Origin of the sequence: Gimesia alba (assembly GCF_007744675.1) — a bacterium.
Classification (GTDB): domain Bacteria; phylum Planctomycetota; class Planctomycetia; order Planctomycetales; family Planctomycetaceae; genus Gimesia; species Gimesia alba.
Genome location: NZ_CP036269.1, coordinates 6,471,165 through 6,489,801 on the forward strand (window position 1 = coordinate 6,471,165; position 18,637 = coordinate 6,489,801).

The window sequence follows — 18,637 nt, forward strand, 5'->3', positions numbered from 1 at the left end:
AGAACAGCCAGGAAATGCTGAGTTGCTTATCAGAATAACAAGTTTTGTGCCGTATATCAAAATAATTTTCGGTTTCGCTTACAGGAAAATATCCAGATACAGCACAAAGAGCATTAACCCCAAAACGAAAATCATACCTACATAGGTGGCGGCAGCCAAAACCTGTTCGTTGGGCCGCTTTCGGGTAATTCCTTCCCAGCACAGAAAGACCATGTGGCCGCCATCCAGAACCGGAATCGGCAGGAAGTTCAACACGGCCAGATTCACACTCAGAAAACCGAGGAATAACAACAGTTCGGAATACCCCTGATGTGCCACCTCATATGCCACAGAGGCGATTTTCACTGGCCCGCTCAATTCCAGAGGAGAAACACGTCCCGTGAACAGGCTCTTTAATGTCAAATAAATATCTTTCGCTGAGTTGGTCGTGTAGGCGACTCCCATTCCGAGTGCCTGCCCCATATCGTGGGCCTGTTGCGTTTCCCGCAACAGTTCCATTTTGATCCCTCGCACGGGAAGAGACCACTGTGCTCCCGATTCCTGGTTCGGATTCACCCAGGGAGTCATCTTCACTTCGCGCAATTGCCGTTTATTACTGACAGTCAATTCCACAGGCCAACCGGGACGCATCTGCATTTCCCAAAACGCATTGGCCCAGTTCACATTTTTGTCATCGAATTCATAACTAACTTCCGGCATGCCTCCCCAGTCAGCAGTGGTTTGACTTTCGGGTAGCATGATCTTGATTTTTTTGATTCGCTCGTCCGGTTGAATTCCCGCTTTTGCAGCCGGGCTCTCCTCTTCGACTTTGAGCACCGTCGGAATCACATGGAAGGCAATCCCCAGTGAGCCGACTGATAAAGGCGTATTCGGATAAATCGGATGTTCCAGCCAGGCAGGATTGTCCAGTGGAACCACATTCAAATTGACTTCGGTCGGGTTGGCTGCATCCTGCTGCCGTTTCACGACGATCGGAACGGTTTCCCCCGCTTTCTCTGCAAAATAATTCGGCAGTCGTAAGGGGTTCAACGCTTTCCCGACATCTTTTCCATCAATATGCGTAATCTTGTCGCCGACTTTTAAACCAGCGCGTGCAGCCGGTGAACCATCCTGGATCGATTCAATCTGTCCGATATCCATCCAGAGCCCCAGGCTCCGAAAAGGATTATTTCCCACCGTGATTTCCACGATTTCCGTAGCCGGCGTTCCCTTGCGATTGACTCCCGTTTTTAAAGTCTGATTGCTTTTGGCGGCAAACGTGCGTTGCAGCTGGGCATAAGACTCAACTGCTTCGCCATCGATGGTTCGAAATGTATCTCCCTGTAGAAAACTCGGCTCGGCTTTGGCAGCCGCCGTTCCTTTGCTGGTGACACTGGCCCCTGGATCTTGAAACGTGGGAATCTTCAGACTGTTTGCAGGAATCAACCCGATTTGCGGCCGCGTGCCGGTTCGGTCCGGGGTGATCGTCACATCAAATTTCACACCATTCAGATGCGTCCCTTCCATCTTGATGTCGCCATCACTGAAAGCACTGCTGCGAATGATATCCATATACGAGGTGGCTTTTTCACCATCAATTTTTTCGATCACATCACCGGGTTGAATGCCTGCTTTCCAGGCGGGCATACCTGGAATTGCCGCCCCCACCACACTCGGCATCGAAGCCACTCCCATCCGGAATGCGAGGGCGAAGAACAACATCCCGGTGATAATGTTCATAATGACGCCCGCCGAAATAATGCCCATTCGCTGATAGACCGGCTTCGCGGAATACGAACGGGGATCGAGGGCAATTTCTTCACTCGTCAACTGGCTGGGATCGACGTCATCCTGCCCCAGCATTTTCACATAACCACCAAAGGGGATGATCGACAGCGCGTACTCGGTCTCGCCATATTTGAAGCTGTAAATAATTGGTCCGAAACCAATACTGAATCGCTCCACTTTGACATCGCACCATTTGGCAACGGCGAAGTGCCCCAGTTCGTGAAAGAAAATCACCAGCCCCAGCCCCAATGCAACCAGGGCGATGTTGGCGATTTTGCCAGCGATGGTTCCTAATAATAGACCGGATAGCACTACTTCCACTTTTTTATCTCCTTGCGAGCCCAGCCATCCAGGAGAAACAGTTCTTCCAGATCCGGCTCAGGATCGAATTGATGTGATTCTAATACTTGTTGACAGGAGGTCGCGATATCGCAAAAACGAAATTCACCCGACAAAAATCGTTCAACGGCCGCTTCATTCGCCGCATTTAATACCGCACCGCACGTTCCCCCCTTTTCCGCAACTTCAAATCCGAGTCGCAATGCAGGGAACGCTTCCAAGTCAGGTGGTTCAAAGGTTAATTCAAAAGACCGACTCCAGTCCATCGGAGTATTCAGGCCCGCTTTCCTATCAGGATACGTAAGTGCGTACTGAATGGGAAGCCTCATATCGGGAGGTGAGAGCTGTGCGACGACTGATCCATCCACAAATTCCACCATCGAATGCACAATGGACTGCGGATGAACGACCACCGAAATTTGCTCAGCAGACAGGTTAAACAGCCATTTGGCTTCAATAATCTCGAGCGCTTTATTCATCATCGTCGCAGAATCGATGGTGATTTTGGGACCCATCTCCCATGTCGGGTGGGCCAACGCACTTTCGGGAGTGACATCTTCCAGTTCTGAAAGTGTCGCACCACGAAAGGGACCCCCGCTGGCGGTCAAAATGACGCGTTTCACTTCCTGGGGGTGTCCGGCCTGCAACGCCTGAAAGATTGCATTGTGTTCACTATCTACGGGCAATAATGTCGCATTGTTCTTTGCCGCCAGGTCCATAATTAGTGGCCCTGCAACGACTAACGTCTCTTTATTGGCAATGCCAACCGTTTTGCCCGCTTCAACGGCTGCCCAGGCTCCCTTCAAGCCAGCGGCTCCGACAATCCCACAAATCACGACATCCACTTCATCAGAAGACGCCACGCGCTCGATCTCTTCATCGCCAAACAGGAGTTCCGAGGAATCGGAAAACGCATCTGGGTTCACGGTCGATTTTAACGCCGCATTACTCAAGACAGACCAGCGGGGATGAAACTGCTCTGACTGCTGCGCAAGCTGTTCCCAGCTGTTATGTGCGGTAATTGCAGTCAGCTGCATTTCCCGGGGATGGGCGGCAATCACATCAAGTGTACTGGTACCAATCGAACCCGTAGACCCGAGAACGGCTATTCGCTTCATTCGACCCTGTTTTCTCATCCTCAGTCGGTATAATTGACTGTGCTATCGATTCTCTGAAGAGCGGAAAAAAGACATGTCTCGGTTCAGTTTTTTGCCCTAACCACCAACGAATTCGCATTTTAGGCGTAATAATTAAACATGGCAAGAGGCATTCCTGCTACTGCAGGTCCTTTTCCGGGCACCTTTTACTCAGAACGGGGATTTCTCTGGAAACGTTTGATTGACCCCTTTGCTGAAACGACATACATTAACAATAAAGTTAAGATGCATTCTGTGCTAAGATCACTTCTTCTCGGGCACGGTATAAATCGAGAACTTATTCACATGAACCTATGAACCCTGTCTGTTTCGTTTGAACCAGGCAGCATAGCGCACTCCTCTGAAAAGATAATTCCACATGCCAAACATGGATCCGAATCAACCAAATCGAAAAGAACGTCCTTCACCACCTGAAAACTCTCCCAAAGGTGATGGTCGACGCCCTGAACCAAAGGGGCCCAAGAGTAATGCACTCTGGTATCTGATTGTAGGCGGGTTGATTCTGGTCATCACGCTGACCGTTTTCACGAATAATAAGCGGGGTGACAAACTCAAATTCGGAGACTTTGTCAAAGGTCTCGATGATGGGAAATTTAACAAGACCAACGTGCACGAACTGAAATTCGGCACCGACTACATCGTCTTTCAGGATCAGCCCAAACCGGAATCTCCCGAAAAAGGAACCTTGTCGGAAACCACCAAGAAATATTATATCCCGGTCTGGGGTATCCCCTCGGAAACCCGCGCACAACTGCAATCGAAACTGGAATCAAAAGATATCGTGGTCGATTCAGAAAGCCGCCCCTCCGAATGGGAATCGCTGATTGCCGTTTTGTTTTTCCCGATCGTGCTGTTGATTTTTGTGATTTATCTCTTCCGTCGTATGGGAGGCGCAGGCTCGCCCATGTCATTCGGACGCAGTCGCGGGAAGATGTATGCACAAGATGACATCGAAGTTACCTTCAACGATGTCGCAGGCATCGAAGAAGCCGTGGAAGAACTCCGCGAAGTCGTTGAGTTTTTGAAAACACCCGCCAAATACCAGGCGCTCGGTGGTCGCATTCCTAAAGGGGTTTTGCTCGTCGGTCCTCCGGGGACAGGGAAAACCATGCTCGCCAAAGCCGTAGCCGGCGAAGCAGGTGTGCCTTTCTTTGGTCTGTCCGGTTCTGACTTTGTCGAAATGTTTGTCGGCGTGGGAGCCGCCCGTGTGCGAGATATGTTCCAGCAGGCCGCCCAGAGATCTCCGGCGATTATTTTCATCGACGAACTCGATGCACTCGGTAAAACCCGAGGCAGCGGCATGCCCGGTGGTCACGATGAACGCGAACAAACACTCAACGCTTTACTGGTGGAAATGGACGGCTTCGGTTCGGACCAGAGCGTGATTGTCATGGGCGCCACCAACCGTCCGGAAACATTAGACCCGGCGTTAATGCGTCCTGGTCGATTCGATCGTCACGTCCTCGTCGATCGTCCCGATGTCCGCGGACGCGAAGCGATTCTCAAAGTGCACAGCGCCAAAGTCAAAATGGACGAATCGGTCAACCTGCAACACATCGCCAAGATCACCCCCGGTTTTGTGGGAGCGGATCTGGCAAACCTGATTAACGAAGCAGCTCTGCTCGCCGCGCGAAACAATAAAGATGCCGTCTCCATGCATGAATGTGAAGAAGGTGTTGAACGCGTTGTCGCAGGTCTGGAAAAATCGACCCGACTGATTCACGAAGATGAAAAAAGTCGCGTCGCCTATCACGAATGTGGACACGCCCTGGTGGCCTGTTCGCTACCGAACGTCGACCCCGTTCACAAAATTTCGATCGTGCCCCGTGGTTTAGGTGCGCTCGGCTACACGCTGCAGCGTCCTGAAGAAGAAAAGCAACTGGTCACACAAAGTGAACTGGAAAGCCGGATCTGCGTGTTGCTGGGTGGTATCGCCGCGGAAGAAATCATCTACCAGGAAACTTCAACCGGCGCCCAGAACGACTTGCAACGGGCCACCGACCTGGCACGCCGCATGGTCACCGAATTCGGCATGAGTCCGAAACTGGGTCGCGTGCATTACAGCGAAACCAGACGTTCCCCGTTCCTGGGTGACTCGCAAAATTCGGGAGAAGGCGTTCATAGTGAAAATACACTGCGGGAAATCGATCTGGAAATCAGACGGATCATTGATCAATGCTCAAAAATCGCTTACGAAGTTCTGGATGAACGCCGCGAACTGCTGGAACATCTCACCAGAGATTTACTCGAATGCGAAGTGATGGACATGGATCAGCTGCAGTCGATTCTGAAAGAACATCAGCGGGGGCCGCAAATCAAACCGGGTACCTTTAAAGAAAGTACACCCGAAAGCAAAACCAGCGATCAGGAAAAAGAAGAGCCCCCATCCGAAAACGATCAACCAGCCGACGGAACGGGAGCATGAGCACACTCAAAAGTCTCTGCGTCTTTTGCGGTTCGAAATCGGGAAGTGATCAGCAGTACCAGCAATCTGCCATTGAACTTGGTCGTCTGATGGCGCAGCGTAACATCTCGCTCGTCTATGGTGGTGGCAGCGTCGGATTGATGGGCATCATCGCCGACGCCGTGCTGGAATCCGGGGGAAAGGTCATCGGCGTGATTCCCCGACAGTTGGCAACCAGAGAACTGCTGCATCCCGGCGTCGAAGAAATGTATGTCGTCGACGACATGCACACCCGCAAAGCGAAAATGTCTGAATGCTCAGACGCCTTCATCGCCATGCCGGGCGGCTTTGGCACTCTCGAAGAACTGTTCGAAGTCGTCTCCTGGGTGCAGTTGGGAATTTATTCCAAACCGGTCGGCCTGCTGAATACAGCCGGCTTTTATGATCCGCTCTTGAACATGGTCGAACATTGCATCGAAACGGAGTTTATCAAACCCAAATACCGGGATCTGATTATCGCCGATGACAGCCCGTCCACTTTGCTCGAACATCTCCAGCGTCACCAGTTGCCCAAGATCGAAAAGATTCTGAACCCCGAGCAGATCTAGAGCGCATCACATTTTATCATAGCGTGTCTCAATCTAATATACTCGGTCCAAATCACCTTGGAGACGCTACAGTAAAACTGGACACAGTCTAGCACGCGTTTCTTGAATCGTTCTGATCCTGATTTTGAGGTCGACAGCGTGCGCGATGTAAGATTTCATTGTAGCCGACAGTGTCATGTTGCCCTTGTTTACTGGTCGCTGACCGCAGTAATGGTCCATTAGCCGCAGGGCGTTAGCCCCGGTTGGACGTCTTTGGTATGGATCGTTCGAATGAACGAGATGCTATCTAAAACAAACCAGGACACAGGTTAAGGGGCCGCTCCCAGTGCGATCGCCGTCGCCGTCGCAAATTCGCGGCTGTGAGAAATGGTGATCAGAATCTCTTCAATGCCCATTTCTCCGGCGTGAAGTTCGACTCCCCCCGAAATCACAATCGTCGGCTTGCCGCTTTTTAAATTGATGACTTCGATTTCTTTCCAGCCAATCCCTTTGATAAAGCCGGTCCCCAATGTCTTCATCACCGCTTCTTTCGCGGCCCAGCGACCGGCGTAATGCTGCTCCTTGTTTTTCTTGGAGCCGCAATACTCGTTTTCATTCTCTGTAAATACCCGATTCAGAAACGTATCCCCATGCCGCTCAATCATTTGACCGATGCGTGAGATCTCGACGATATCTGTTCCCAATCCAACTATCACTGATATTTACCTTGTTTCTGATCGCATGTATAATGGAGGCGATTTCAAATCTTTCTCTGATTTCTGAAACAGAATCAATTCCAGCGGGGTATTTACCTCTAGAGCGGCTTGAACAAAACTGGATCAAATCGCTCTCGCAAACAGTACGCTACCTTTAACCCGATTCCGGGTTTGATTGGAAATGGTGTTTTAAACAGAATCAGCGCCCATCATTAAATATGAGTTGAGAGGGGAGTTCAAGGTCGAATGCAACGCTTCTATTATCTAATCGTGGGATTCCTGTCGGTCTGCCTGTTTACCGCGTCGGTACATGCTGAACCAACTGATTCCCTGATCGGAAACAAAGTCAAAAATTTCAGCCTCAAAGATTTTCGCGGCAAAATCGTCCAACTGAAGGACCAGCAGGACAAAAAGTTGACCGTCATCGCCTTTCTGGGAACCGAATGCCCGCTGGCCAAACTGTACGGCGGTCGTCTGCAGAAATTATCAAATGAATTTTCAGAGCAGGGCGTTGCCTTTTATGCCATCATGTCTAATCAGCAGGACTCGCTGACCGAAATCGCCGCTTACGCCCGGAAACACAAAATTGAATTTCCAGTCCTCAAAGATGCCGGCAACCATGTCGCCGATCAAATGGGTGCAGTACGAACCCCCGAAGTCTTTGTTCTCGATCAGCAACGAAAAATTCGCTATCACGGTCGCGTGGATGATCAGTATGGCGTCGGCTATCTCAGGGACGAACCCAACCGCGAAGATCTGAAAGTCGCCATCACCGAACTGCTCGCACAGAAACCGGTCAGCGTTGCTTCCACAAAACCGGTTGGCTGTTTCATCGGTCGCATCCGCGAGCCCGATGCCAACAGCACGGTCACCTATTCCAATCAGATCTCTCGACTGTTTCAGAAACATTGTGTCGAATGTCATCGCAAAGGAGAAATTGCTCCGTTCGAATTGACGGAATATCAGGAAGTCGCCGGCTGGGCCGAAACCATCGCCGAAGTCGTCCGCGATCAACGCATGCCTCCCTGGCACGCCGACCCGGCCCACGGCAAATTTGCAAACGACCGCAGTCTGACCAAAGACGAAAAAGAACTCATTTACCAGTGGGTGGAAAACGGCGCACCGGAAGGAGACCCCAAAGATCTGCCCGCACCGAAAACCTTTGTCACCGGTTGGAAGCTGCCTCAAAAACCAGACGCCGTTTTCTACATGGATGACAAACCATACACGGTCCCCGCACAAGCCGGGAAACGGGGCGTCAAATATCAGTATTTCACAGTCGATCCCGGCTTTACAGAAGATAAGTGGATCACTGGTGCCGAAGCACTGCCCGGCAACCGGGCCGTCGTGCATCACATTCTAATCTTCGCCCGCCCCCCTCAGGGGAAACGGGTCCGCGTCTTCGGCGAAGGTGATCAGTTCCTCGTCGGCTACGTTCCCGGATCACGCGAAGTCATGCTGCATCCGGGAATGGCCAAGAAAATTCCAGCCGGCTCCAAGCTGGTCTTCCAGATGCATTACACCCCCATCGGCACCGAGCAACAGGATCGCAGTAAAGTCGGTCTGGTTTTCACCGAGGAATCCAAGGTCACTCACCAGGTCGTGACAGCGCAGGTCATCAATGAAGACTTTGTCCGCCGCCGGTTTAAAATTGCCGCCAATGACGACAACTTCAAAATCGAAGCGACTTCGCCCCCCAGTGATCGCAAGGCTCTGCTGTTGAGCTATATGCCGCACATGCACCTGCGCGGGAAATCGTTCCGTTACGAATTGAGAAAAACTCCGGATCAGCCGGGCGAAATTCTACTCGATGTCCCCGCCTTCGATTTCAACTGGCAGACAGCCTACGGCATTGAAAAACCGATTCCCATCGAAATCGGCGACTACATTCATTGTGTTGCACACTACAACAACTCGGACAGCAATTTATCGAACCCCAATCCGAACGAACCCGTTCCCTGGGGTGATCAGACCTGGCACGAAATGATGATCGGCTATTTCAACGTCGCGATCCCCAAATCAGAGGCGAAGGGAGAGAACCAGTTCAAAACCGTCGCCTTCCGACTCGTCCGCCGTCGCGATAAAAATTCGAACGGCAAGCTGGAACAGGCCGAGGTACCACTCACGGAACTGCCCCTGTTCTTCAAAGCCGACCAGAACAAGGACGCGATCGTCACCGTCGATGAACTCGCCACCATGATCGAAAAAACACGCAGCAAGAAAAAAGAATAGTTTTTCTACGCAAATTTTTGTTTCAAGCGAAAGCCACTGTCAGAAGATTTCACTCGACTGACAGTGGCTTTTTTTAATTCTCCCCACATTTCTGCCAGCCTTTCAATCTTTGCACAGCCCCAAAAGATCGAGGCATTCTTCACCCTTTCATCAGACCATATGAATAATAATATATATTTGTATTGATCATGCATTTAAACGGCCATAACATTGAACCAACGCAATAAGGCCGCGCATCGCCAGACATAACAATTAAAATAGTACTTGATCCCCAGCTGTATCATCGATTAATCGAGCAATGACAAAGTTTGACCCTTACCAAAGATGGCTTGGCATCCCACCGCAAGATCAACCTCCCCATTTTTACCGCTTACTGGGATTGGAACTCTTCGAAGAAGATCCCGAAATCATCAAAGCCGCCGCCGAAAATGCGATCGCATTTATCCAGCAAAATGCCTTTGGCGAAGAATTACAACAGTCACAGAGGCTACTGAAAGACATCGAGAAGGTTGCCGCTTACCTGATGTCTCCTCCTCACAAAGCCAAGTATGACAAAAAGCTGAAAGCCAAACTGGGAATTTCTACCCCGGAGGTGTCAGCACCAGAAGCCCCCACGCAACAGACAAGCAGTAAACAGAATCCGAAACCAGCACCACCAACGTCGTCCCAGTCTCAGGAGAGTCCCTCACCAATCCAGGTGGATTCGCCATCTACTGACTCTTCTCTGGAAAAATCAAAACAGGCATCCAAACTCAAACTGGCTGGATTCGAGATCAGTTATCTATCAGCGGCGGCAGGAATTGTTGGCATTTTCATCGTTGCGATTCTGCTGGGAATGCAATTTGTGGGAAACGATTCTGCCCAACAAACTAACATCCCCCAGCCTTCTCCCACACCAGAACCATCGGCAACCAGCAAGTCGCCGAAAACTGAGGTCGTAAACAAGCAGGCACTGGTAGCCAAAGAGAATAATCCTGTTCCACAAAAAGCTAAGCCTGCTCCCAACAAACCAGACAAACCCATGCCTCCGCCGGCGGACGAATTCACCGGTCAGTTCACGGTTCGATCTGATACTCTGAATCAAAAACCGGGCAAACTACTCGAAGACGTCACCGTCGACTTGCTTTACCAACCGGGTCTCAAAAAAGAGGGACAGATTCCACTGGGAACATTCAAAACAGGCGCCAACGGTCAGGGAACGTTAAAAGTCAAATTGACTCCCAAACAGCAAACCGGGAAATTTCTGGTCAAATTGACCCGTGAAAACGAATCCTGGGAACGCATGCTGAATAACTTTCCCAACGAACTGGCACAGAATTTGGAGATCCCTGTTCAACTTGAGCCGGAATATCTCAATCCGGCATGGATCGAACAACGCCTCACTGAAGTCAAACTCAACGATTTAATTGCTGAATACCGGAAGGTGAATGATCCGGCTGTTCAAGCAGTCGCTTCTGCACTGGAGTTATCTCAACATCTTCTGCAAGCTCACCCTGAAACCCTCCGCGACCAGTTGCAGTTGAGGCTTCAGTATCATCAGGAACCCAAACTGGCAGTTTTTCAGTCCCTGCCAGATGAGAAAATTCAGATCCGATCTCAATGGCCCACCTTCAATCGGGCGGGTGGTCCATTGATCCGAACAATCCTGGATTCCAATCGCGGCATTTATTGTCTGGCGGTAACACCTGACGGAAAATACGCCATCACAGGACGAGGCGACAGGCTTATCAACATTTGGGATATCTCAACCGGCAAATTAAGTCGTAACCTGAAAGGACATAGGAGCAGTCTGAAATGCCTGGCGGTCACTCCCGACGGAAAACGGCTTGTTTCCGGCTCCTATGATAAAAAAGCCATCGTCTGGGATATCGCAACCGGTAAAGCAATCCATACACTCGATGGGCACACCGATACGGTATCCGCTCTGGCTATCACTCCCGATGGGAAACGGATCGTTACCGGCGGATACGATCAGAGTTTGAAGCTTTGGGATCTGGAAACAGGAAAGCTGCTGCGATCATCTGGCTTGCACAAAAAAGCCATTTCATCAATCGCGATTTCACCAGACGGTCAAACGATTCTTTCTGCCTCTTACCAGAACCTGATCGTAAGCAGAATTGATAATGGGCAAGGAATCCTGGAACTAAAATCGGATCGTGCTGCATTCGATAATTTTTCCATGTCGCCCGATGGTAAATTTATCGTTTCGAGCGGTAGTCAACCTCAAATCTGGAACCTGGCCACAGGAAGTCCAATTCTGAATCTCGAAGGCGACGAAGGATTCAGAATTTCCTGCCTGGCCGTTTCTCCCAATGGAAAGCAGGTGATCGCCGGCACACACTCGCGTGCTCTGTTAGTATTTGACATCGCGACGGGTAAACTGAGTAAGACGTTCTTGGGACATTCCCATACAGTCACTCAAATTGCTTTTTTACCCGATGGGAAGCACTTCATTTCAGGTTCGTATGATGACACCTTGAAATTATGGAGCCTGGAAAACGAGAGTCCGGTTCTCACACCCCAAGCCCACAGCAGAGAAGTAAACCACGTCGTCATCTCATCAGATGGAAAGCAGGCCGTTTCCGCTGCACAAGGCGAATTAAAAGTATGGGACCTGCAAAAGGGAAAACTGCAGAACAATCTCAAAGCGCCGTTACATTCCAATAACTGGATTTCCTATTTACCGGACGAAAGATTCATCATCTCCGGATCATCTGCATCATTTCATGGCTGGGATATCGACACGGGTGCGGAAATCCACGATTTCAAAGCCAAAAACCACATGGGCGACGTCGCTGTCTCACCGGACGGATCACGCGGCATTACCACATCAGAAGACATTCGCACCCAAAGCAAAAAACTGACTATCTGGGATCTCACGAAACGTAAACTTCTTCGCACAATGTTTGCACATAAAAAAAGCATTGCCAGTCTGGCCATCTCCGCGGACGGGAAGCGGCTCTTCTCAGGTAGCTTAAACGAATTTAAAGTCTGGGATCTGGAATCGGGAGAATTGCTGCACACCTACGAGGAACCGATGGGACTGGTTCGTCACCTGAAATTGACTTCTGACGGAAAGTACGCGCTGACCAGCGGCGTCGTTGATAAACAACATGCAATCCTGGTCTGGGATCTCCTCGAGAAAAAACGGAAACACACTCTCAAAGGGCATACCCAGAGAGTGAGGTGCCTTGCAGTATCTCCAGACGGAACATTGGCGGTCTCGAATGCTGACGATAAAACCATCAGACTCTGGGATCTGATCCAGGGCAAGTTACTCAAAACATATGCGTTCGAGGATAAAGCAAATGACATCGCGATTGCTTCCGATAACAGAACGTTGCTGGTCGGCTGCTATTCAGGTCGCATTCATAAGCTCAGAATTGTCATGCCGGGAGAAGCAACAGACCTTCAACCAGTGCCTCCCCTGCTCGCAGCAGGCCAGGGAGCCCCTGACTCAATCGCACAAAAACAGCAGACGTTATCAGCAAAATCACTGGACAGAAAAGTCAAAATCATCAATTCTCTGGATATGCATTTTGCCTTGATTCCTGCCGGGAAATTCATGATGGGAAGTGGCAAACCTGCAGCAGAAATCGCCCGACAGTTCGACTCCAATCCATCCTATTTCGAAAATGAGCGTCCTCAGCACGAAGTCCAAATCGAAAAGCCTTTCTACATGGGAATGCATGAGGTCACAATCGATGATTTTAAACAATTTATCAACATGACCGGTTATAAAACAGATCTCGAGCGGAGTGGTAGAGGAGGCGCAGGCTGGGACGATTTTTCACAAAAATTCAAAACCGGAATCGCAGATTTCAACTGGGCAAAAACAGGTTGGTCTAAAAGTAATTTTCACCCTGTCGTCAATGTCAGCTGGAACGACGCCGTCAGTTTTTGTAAATGGCTCAGCCAGAGAGAGAAAGCGAAATATCGCTTGCCGACCGAAGCAGAATGGGAGTACGCGTGTCGTGCCGGGACAACCAGTCTGTTTTACTACGGCAATGATCCAGAAGCGATGGCACCATTTGGAAATATCTGGGACAAAACCGCCAGCCAGCAGTTTCGAGTCAACTATGCAAATCTGAAAGGCATCTCAGCCGAGGACAACTTTGCCTTTACCGCACCGGTAGGAAGTTTCAAAGCCAATCCCTGGTCGCTTTACGATATGCACGGCAATGTCATGGAATGGTGCAGTGACTGGATGGGGGATGAGTACTACAAAACACTCAATGGAAAAGTCGCCTCTGATCCCCAGGGACCAGAAACCGGATCTGACCGCGTCCTGCGCGGGGGATGCTGGTCGTTCTTTCCTCAGCACGCACGCGCCGCTTCCCGCTCGAAACTTGCCCCCTCAAGGTCCGCACATAATGTCGGGTTTCGCGTGGTTCTGGAAATCGAACAGTAAATCAACCGATTATTTCACGGCTTTTGCTTTCTTTTTCTGCTTTCCACTGCCGCGCTGTTTCTTTTTCTTCTTGCCAAGCGATTGATCGTGCGGTGCATCGGGGGCGTTTTTTTCAGGGAACCACTGAGCGAGTTGCTGTTTCACCGTCTTAAAGTTGGGATCGTCCGCCAGATTCTTCCATTCCATCGGATCGTTCGAATGATCATACAACTCCTCGCTACCGTCCTTGTAGCGAATCAATCGATACTGATTACTTCGGATCGCATGATTTAATCGGCCGTGTGTCGTGAGTGCAGGGCGGTCCCATGTTTTCTTCGGGTCTTTCATCAAAGGCACCATACTCACGCCATCCAGATGTTTCCCAATCGGCAGCGTACACAGCTCACACAGCGTCGGGTAGATATTCATAAAATCAACCGCCTGCTGACAGCGTGAACCTGCTTTCGTGACACCAGGCACGACCATCATCAACGGCGCCCGTGTCGCTTCTTCCCAGAGCGAGAACTTGCGCCAGTGATGTTTTTCACCCAGGTGCCAGCCATGATCGCCCCACAAAACCACAATCGTATTGTCTGCATACGGGCTGGCATCGAGTGCATCCAGCACGCGCCCGACTTGCACATCCGCAAAAGCAATGCTCGCCAGATACGCCTGCACCGAATGACGCCAGTTATCCGTTTTCAAAATTTTCGCATGATCTCCTTGCGGCCGCGCCATTCGCACGCCCGCCTGGGGGATATCATCCAGATCATTTTCCAGTACTTTAGGTAACTGAATTTTGTCAAGCGGATACATGTCATAATACTTACGAGGCACCTGCCAGGGCATATGCGGCCGATAAATGCCACACGCCAGGAAGAAGGGTTTCTCATGTTTCTGACCAAGATAATTGATGGCGTAGTTGGCCATCTTATAATCACTCATCTCCCGGTCTTCCACATCCAGCACGCCCCAGATAATCGTACCGGCGCGACTGTGCGGATCGTTTAATACAGCAGGTGTTGGCTTGGGATCGCCGGTTTGCTTCAGATAATCATCCCACGAATCAGGATCGTTATAGCGACCATGAAAGATCTTTCCCGATCCCACTGAATGATAACCGTGCTTGCTAAAATGCTGAGGCAGCGTCACCACATCGGGCATCACAGGCCGCCAGGGTTGAGGATTCAAATACACGCCAGAATTCGAAGGACGAATGCCCGTCATCAAGGCGGCCCGCGAAGGATTACAGGCCGGCGCTGCACAATGAGCGTTGGTAAACAACACGCCCCGCGACGCCAGTCGATCGATGTTGGGCGTCTTACAATCCGGATGCCCCCCCAGGCAACTGATCCAGTCGTTTAAATCATCAACGGCAATGAACAGGACATTCGGCTGCTTGGTCTCCGCAGCAAAGGTACTTGCTGCATCAGAAAAGACAAACAACGCCAACAACAAGATCGAAAGGAGCGAGCGACTCATAAAACCCTCTGTGTAGAAAATGGGCGATGAATTAGTAGAACAGACGATTATAACCATCCCCGGTAACACATTGAAAGCATTTTAGACACTCCGCTATGGGTTCACCGGGAACGTCTCCACGCTTCTGTTCGCTTTTGCTGCCTGTAAAAGTTCCAATAATCGATCGCGTGGTATACACCGGCGTTCTTCAGGGATTTTACAGAAAATTCGCTGCTTCGTATCGGAGCGGACCAGAGTCTCCAACGTTTCCAGAGAAAGCACTTCCGACGATAGCCAGTTTACCTGCTGCATTGGCAAATACGCGATGAGCCAGACCGGACTCTTTCCATCTTCTCCCGCTGTCAATTTGACGGCACGAAAACAGGTCAGGTAATCCGAGGGCGCTGGATTGTCTGAATCGAATCTCAGTAGCCCGGGGCGCTCATCCGTCCGCAGAAAGCCGGGAACGGTGCGTTCAGAGCCGCTGCCTTCGATTCCACTCTGAAGTTGGTCATCAATCTCCGTTATTAGTTCTCGCCAGCTGACCCCCTGTTGTTGTGCATCCTCAAAAACGGAGGTTCCCTTTACAGTCTTGTAATTGGTAACCCCCAGGGAAATATAGCTCAATTGCCCTTTAAGACGCGAATCAAAGGCAGCCTGTTGGGCATCTCGTACTTGAAGTACAAGAAAGGCCATCACGCCGAACAGGATCACGCATAACACCAGTTCCAGGAACAGATAGTTGCGCAATATTTCCCGCAATCCCATCGGACATCCCCCCGTTAAAAGAACGGAGCAGGCTGGAGTTGACTTCTATTTTAATTAGAACAACCGATTATACCCGTTCAGCGCAGCAACGCGATAGGCTTCTGCCATCGTGGGATAATTGAAAGTCGTATTGATGAAATACAGCAGCGTATTCGCCGACCCGGGCTGAGACATAATTGCCTGACCAATGTGAATAATTTCCGAAGCATTCGGTCCAAAGCAATGAATCCCCAGAATTTCCAGCGTCTCGCGATGAAATAACAGCTTCAGCATCCCGACCGGTCGATTCATAATCTGCGCACGGGCCAGATGCTTGAACATCGAATGCCCGACTTCGTAGGGAATTTTGGCTTCGGTTAATTCCCGTTCGGTCTTACCTAAAGAACTGATTTCAGGACTCGTATAAATGCCCGTCGGAATATCGCGAATCAAAGCCCGCTCGCATTCACCATTATCCAGATGACTGGCGGCGTAGCGTCCCTGCACATAGGCGGCGCTGGCCAGTGATGGATAACCGATGATATCGCCCACGGCATAGATATGTGGCTGCGAGGTCTGGAAATCGTCATTCACCTCAAGCTGCCCACGGGAATCGGGTTGAATATCCAGGTTCTCCAGACCCAGCTTTTCTGAATTCCCGGATCGCCCCGCCGCAAACAGTATGATATCGGTTTTCAACTTCTTACCGGATTGAAGCGACATAATCACACCATCATCAGTTCCCTCGATCGATTCATAATATTCGCAATGCCGCAGCAATACACCGCTCTCGCGCATATGATAACTCAACGCATCACTGATTTCGTCATCCAGAAAGTCGAGCAGGGAACTGCGGGTATTGACCAGATTCACTTTCATGCCCATCGTCCGCAGCATGGAAGCATATTCACAGCCAATCACACCGGCACCATAAACGCTGATCGAGCGCGGCGTGAAATCCAGATCCAGAATTGTATCACTGCAGAAAATGCGCGGATGACTGAAATCGATGTCATCAGGCCGATACGGACGCGATCCGGTGGCGATCACGGCATAGTCAAACGTGATTTCTTCTGTCAAACCATTGGGTGTGTCGATGTGGATGCGATGCGGATCCAAAAATCGCGCCTCTCCTTCGACAAGCTCAACACCATTGCGCTCATAAAATGTACGCCGCATGCCGACTTGTTTTTGAATCACGGAAGCGGCGGTCTTTCGCAGTTCCGGAAACTCCAGATCCAGAATCATTCCGGAGCGCCCCATCTGGCGCATGTAATTATTGATCTCGGACATTCTCAGAATCGAATACCGCAGTGCCTTACTGGGAATGGTCCCTTTATGCGTGCAGCTACCGCCGATCTCATAGAACTTCTCGATGGAGATCACTGATTTGCCCTGTTTAATGGCTTGCATCGCTGCCCCTTCACCACCGGGGCCGGTTCCAATCACTGCCACATTAAAATGTGCTTCTGACATCCTGAAATTTTCCTTGATAATTCGCACGAGATATCGCTGAAACGAGCAGCCAGTTTTTAACAACGATATATGATTTTTACTGAAATATACGAGATCTAAAAAATAAAGCTGAGAATGGTAGCGAAACTTACCACCAATCCGGTTCCGCAAACAAGTCTATTACTTTCATCGAAAACTCAGGCAACAACTCTCCACCAATCATTTTTCCAGCAACATCAATTACCTGACTCTGTTTACCGAGCCGATATTCGAGCACTTCCCGTGTTTGAGGATCAATCACCCAAACCAGTTCTACCCCCCAACCCACATACTCGGTGACATGTGATTTCATCAATTGACGCCGCAAATTGGTCGATGCGACTTCGATAATCGCAGCTGGTTTCCGTTCTGAAATTGCTTTATCGGTCTCTTCGAACCGTTCCCCGGTTTTAAAGATACTGATCGCGGGAAAACGAACCGTATCCGGGTCCCGTTGAACGATCAATCCCAAGTCAAAACAGGCGTATCCCTGATTGGCTTCGTGGAAAAACACGGACAGCACTTTTGAAATATTCAAAACAATCGTCCCATGTTCAATATCGAGCGGTTCGAGTGTTATGATTTTTCCCTGGTCCAGTTCTGTCCAGCGACCTCCTTCCGGCAGCTCAAGCCGGGCCTCTAAAAATTGTTCCGCCGTATAAATTTGCGATTCTGACATCCATTTTTCCCATCAGGCTACGCTTATATTTCTCGAGAATTTGGCCCGGTTGCAGGTAAATTCGTCTCAACTTTCAATTTTCCTTGAAACATCATAGCATACAGGCAGCTCTCTCGTCAGTCTTACCTGTCGTTTCGCCATAACAATCCTGTTTGATTAATGATCATGAAAATTCGTCCCTATCAGCCTGAAGATTTACAGACTCTGAAAGAGATTACCGTCGAAGCCTTTCAAGGCGTTTCCATTGATGAAGGCATCGAACGCGAGTTTGGCATCATCAACGGCCACGATTGGAAATGGCGCAAAGCCGGGCATGTGGAAGCCGATGCCAAACGCGAACCCGAGGGGATTTTCATCGCAGAAATCGACGACCAGATAGTAGGGTATATCTCGACCTGGCACGATGCAGAAACCGGTATCGGTTATATCCCCAATATGGCGTTTATTCCCGAATGCCGGGGGCAGGGCATGGGCCGCAAATTGTTGGAATATGCACTGGAACACTTTCGTCAGCTCAATCTTTCCCTTGCAAAAATAGAAACTCTGGAACAGAATGCGATTGGCAACCACCTTTACACTTCGCTGGGGTTCCAGGAAATTGTGAAACAGGTCCATTTCGTCGCACCACTGTCCCCCGCTGCCAGGGAAGAGAGCCCGTAAGTCG

General features: G+C 50.1%; 12 protein-coding genes. 5 read left to right on the forward strand and 7 right to left on the reverse strand.

Annotated elements, in window-relative coordinates:
• Positions 1-78: 78 nt before the first annotated feature.
• Together Pan241w_RS24115 and dxr are read right to left on the reverse strand one after the other, a co-directional pair.
• The gene (locus Pan241w_RS24115) at positions 79-2,088 is read right to left on the reverse strand and encodes a site-2 protease family protein (protein ID WP_198000119.1); all 2,010 of its coding nucleotides are present in this window, start codon (positions 2,086-2,088) and stop codon (positions 79-81) included.
• Positions 2,079-3,224 (reverse strand): 1-deoxy-D-xylulose-5-phosphate reductoisomerase, encoded by a 1,146-nt coding sequence (gene dxr / locus Pan241w_RS24120; protein WP_232107260.1) that lies wholly within the window; start codon positions 3,222-3,224, stop codon positions 2,079-2,081. Before dxr ends, Pan241w_RS24115 begins: the two co-directional genes overlap by 10 nt.
• A 406-nt stretch (positions 3,225-3,630) precedes the next feature.
• Between dxr and ftsH the strand changes: the two genes are divergently transcribed.
• Both ftsH and Pan241w_RS24130 read left to right on the forward strand, forming a co-directional pair.
• The gene (gene ftsH, locus Pan241w_RS24125; protein WP_145223497.1) at positions 3,631-5,688 is read left to right on the forward strand and encodes an ATP-dependent zinc metalloprotease FtsH; all 2,058 of its coding nucleotides are present in this window, start codon (positions 3,631-3,633) and stop codon (positions 5,686-5,688) included.
• Entirely contained in the window at positions 5,685-6,275 is a 591-nt protein-coding gene (locus Pan241w_RS24130; RefSeq protein WP_145220759.1) for an LOG family protein, read from the forward strand. Before ftsH ends, Pan241w_RS24130 begins: the two co-directional genes overlap by 4 nt.
• A 308-nt stretch (positions 6,276-6,583) precedes the next feature.
• On the opposite strand, the gene acpS is transcribed toward Pan241w_RS24130, so the two are convergent.
• Positions 6,584-6,970: a holo-ACP synthase gene (gene acpS, locus Pan241w_RS24135; RefSeq protein WP_145220761.1), complete on the reverse strand. Its 387-nt coding sequence runs from the start codon at positions 6,968-6,970 to the stop codon at positions 6,584-6,586.
• Between the two features lie 246 nt (positions 6,971-7,216).
• Between acpS and Pan241w_RS24140 the strand changes: the two genes are divergently transcribed.
• The gene (locus tag Pan241w_RS24140; RefSeq protein WP_145220763.1) at positions 7,217-9,202 is read left to right on the forward strand and encodes a redoxin domain-containing protein; all 1,986 of its coding nucleotides are present in this window, start codon (positions 7,217-7,219) and stop codon (positions 9,200-9,202) included.
• Positions 9,203-9,500: 298 nt separating this feature from the next.
• Positions 9,501-13,613 carry an SUMF1/EgtB/PvdO family nonheme iron enzyme gene (locus Pan241w_RS24145; protein ID WP_145220765.1) on the forward strand — a complete coding sequence of 1,371 codons (4,113 nt, stop codon included), beginning with the start codon at positions 9,501-9,503 and terminating at the stop codon, positions 13,611-13,613.
• A 9-nt stretch (positions 13,614-13,622) separates the two neighbouring features.
• Here Pan241w_RS24145 and Pan241w_RS24150 read toward each other — a convergent pair whose 3' ends face one another.
• The 4 genes from Pan241w_RS24150 to Pan241w_RS24165 form a co-directional block, all read right to left on the reverse strand.
• Positions 13,623-15,074 carry a sulfatase gene (locus Pan241w_RS24150; RefSeq protein ID WP_145220767.1) on the reverse strand — a complete coding sequence of 484 codons (1,452 nt, stop codon included), beginning with the start codon at positions 15,072-15,074 and terminating at the stop codon, positions 13,623-13,625.
• Positions 15,075-15,167: 93 nt separating this feature from the next.
• Positions 15,168-15,821 carry a hypothetical protein gene (locus Pan241w_RS24155; protein WP_145220769.1) on the reverse strand — a complete coding sequence of 218 codons (654 nt, stop codon included), beginning with the start codon at positions 15,819-15,821 and terminating at the stop codon, positions 15,168-15,170.
• A gap of 54 nt (positions 15,822-15,875) precedes the next feature.
• Positions 15,876-17,276 carry a Si-specific NAD(P)(+) transhydrogenase gene (gene sthA / locus Pan241w_RS24160; RefSeq protein ID WP_145220771.1) on the reverse strand — a complete coding sequence of 467 codons (1,401 nt, stop codon included), beginning with the start codon at positions 17,274-17,276 and terminating at the stop codon, positions 15,876-15,878.
• A gap of 127 nt (positions 17,277-17,403) precedes the next feature.
• Positions 17,404-17,973, reverse strand: a complete 570-nt coding sequence (locus tag Pan241w_RS24165; protein ID WP_145220773.1) for a Uma2 family endonuclease — start codon at positions 17,971-17,973, stop codon at positions 17,404-17,406.
• A 165-nt stretch (positions 17,974-18,138) separates the two neighbouring features.
• Here Pan241w_RS24165 and Pan241w_RS24170 point away from each other — a divergent pair, with 165 nt between their 5' ends.
• The gene (locus tag Pan241w_RS24170) at positions 18,139-18,633 is read left to right on the forward strand and encodes a GNAT family N-acetyltransferase (RefSeq protein WP_198000120.1); all 495 of its coding nucleotides are present in this window, start codon (positions 18,139-18,141) and stop codon (positions 18,631-18,633) included.
• Positions 18,634-18,637 lie beyond the last annotated feature (4 nt).

Excerpts from the sequence above, each read along its gene's own strand:
- dxr (WP_232107260.1), bottom strand. The coding sequence starts at position 3,224 with ATGAAGCGAATAGCCGTTCTCGGGTCTACGGGTTCGATTGGTACCAGT.
- Pan241w_RS24165 (WP_145220773.1), bottom strand. The coding sequence starts at position 17,973 with ATGTCAGAATCGCAAATTTATACGGCGGAACAATTTTTAGAGGCCCGG.
- ftsH (WP_145223497.1), top strand. The coding sequence starts at position 3,631 with ATGGATCCGAATCAACCAAATCGAAAAGAACGTCCTTCACCACCTGAA.
- Pan241w_RS24155 (WP_145220769.1), bottom strand. The coding sequence starts at position 15,821 with ATGGGATTGCGGGAAATATTGCGCAACTATCTGTTCCTGGAACTGGTG.
- sthA (WP_145220771.1), bottom strand. The coding sequence starts at position 17,276 with ATGTCAGAAGCACATTTTAATGTGGCAGTGATTGGAACCGGCCCCGGT.
- Pan241w_RS24145 (WP_145220765.1), top strand. The coding sequence starts at position 9,501 with ATGACAAAGTTTGACCCTTACCAAAGATGGCTTGGCATCCCACCGCAA.
- Pan241w_RS24170 (WP_198000120.1), top strand. The coding sequence starts at position 18,139 with ATGAAAATTCGTCCCTATCAGCCTGAAGATTTACAGACTCTGAAAGAG.
- Pan241w_RS24130 (WP_145220759.1), top strand. The coding sequence starts at position 5,685 with ATGAGCACACTCAAAAGTCTCTGCGTCTTTTGCGGTTCGAAATCGGGA.
- Pan241w_RS24140 (WP_145220763.1), top strand. The coding sequence starts at position 7,217 with ATGCAACGCTTCTATTATCTAATCGTGGGATTCCTGTCGGTCTGCCTG.
- Pan241w_RS24150 (WP_145220767.1), bottom strand. The coding sequence starts at position 15,074 with ATGAGTCGCTCGCTCCTTTCGATCTTGTTGTTGGCGTTGTTTGTCTTT.